At 76.5% G+C, this 1,330-nt stretch carries 1 protein-coding gene and 1 pseudogene; both read right to left on the reverse strand.

Annotated elements, in window-relative coordinates; translation table 11 throughout:
* On the reverse strand, positions 1-611 hold a 611-nt coding region (locus ACFQ3T_RS36615), incomplete at its 3' end, for a DUF4255 domain-containing protein (RefSeq protein WP_380730762.1).
* 25 nt (positions 612-636) lie between these two features.
* A pseudogene (locus ACFQ3T_RS36620) lies at positions 637-1,330 on the reverse strand (hypothetical protein); the annotation flags it as partial.

Below are 1,330 nucleotides of genomic sequence, written 5' to 3' on the forward strand. Positions count from 1 at the left end.
GCGTCGCCGTCCGAGCCGCCCGACCCGTCGTAGCGCAGCCTGCGCCCGCCCTCGGTGGGGCCGATCAGCACCAGGCCGTCGGCGGCCGGGTCGGCCGGGGTGACGGGGCCGACGACCGGCGCGGTGACCACGACGTTGATCGCGGGCCGCAGCTCGCCGCCGAGCGCCGACCACACGTCGGTCGCGGCCCGGCCCTCCGACACCGAACCGCCGGACTCGACGCCGACGGTCAGGCCCGCCTCCGCCAGCGACCCCGTCAGCCACGCCGACCGCAGCCGGTTCGTCGCCGCCAGGCACGCCAACGCCTGCGACAGCAGCCGGTGCTCGTCCTGCGACCGGTTCGTCCACGCGGTCACCAGGTACGACAGCCGGAACCAGCGCGGCGGGCCCCGGTGGCCGACCAGCTCGTCGTCGGCCCGCACGGACACCGAGCCGGACGAGCGCCGGCTCAGGTCCTCGCGGATGTCGTACAGGAACACGTTGACCGTCGGGGCGTTGCGCCGCGCCACCCAGTCCGTGGTGGGCGGGTCGAACGCCAGCTCACCCCCACCGCCGGGCACGCCGCCGTCCGCGAGCAGCCTGCGCAACCCCTCGTCCACCTCGTGGATCACCGGGAACCTCCGCGTTCGTCTCGGGTCACCGGCGCCGGACCACGTCGGGCGGCCCGATCGAACCGGGCACGACGAGGAACGGCGTGGTGACCGGCTGGAAACCGGGTCCGCTCGCGGTGATCGTGCGCGGACCCGTCGCGTCCTTGGCGAGGATCAGCAGCTGGGCCGTGAACCCGCCGTCCGGGCGCGGCAGCGTGGCCGCGGCGGACGCGGTGATGCCGGGCGACCACGACAGCCGGACCGGCACGCCGGGCGGGAAGTCGACCCCGCGCACGGACGTGACGAACCCCGGCTCGCCGATCGGCGGCACGGCCACGATCCGGGGCAGCAGCACCCGCATCGGCGCGGTGGCGACGTTGTCGGCAGGGTTCACGTCCGTGCCGGTGGTGCGCAGGGCGCCGCGCACGGTGGTCTGCAGCGGCACGTTCGGCGCCAGCACGACCTGCACCACCTGCGACGCGCCCGAGGGCAGGTCCGGCAGCGCGCAGCCGGTGTTCGAGCACCCCGGCGGCAGCGCCGCCACGGGCACCCGCGCGGGCAGCTCGAAGTCCAGCCGCAGACCGGTGGCCAGGCCGCCGGAACCGTTGCGGACCGTGTACGTCGCCGTCGCGCGACCACCCACATAGGACGGATCGGGCTGCACGACCACGGTCACCGACGGCCCGGCGAGCGGCAGCGGCGCGGGCGCGGGCGGCGGAGGCGGTGGCGGCGGCGGCACG

This window comes from Saccharothrix hoggarensis, assembly GCF_042678885.1.
Lineage (GTDB): Bacteria > Actinomycetota > Actinomycetes > Mycobacteriales > Pseudonocardiaceae > Actinosynnema > Actinosynnema hoggarensis.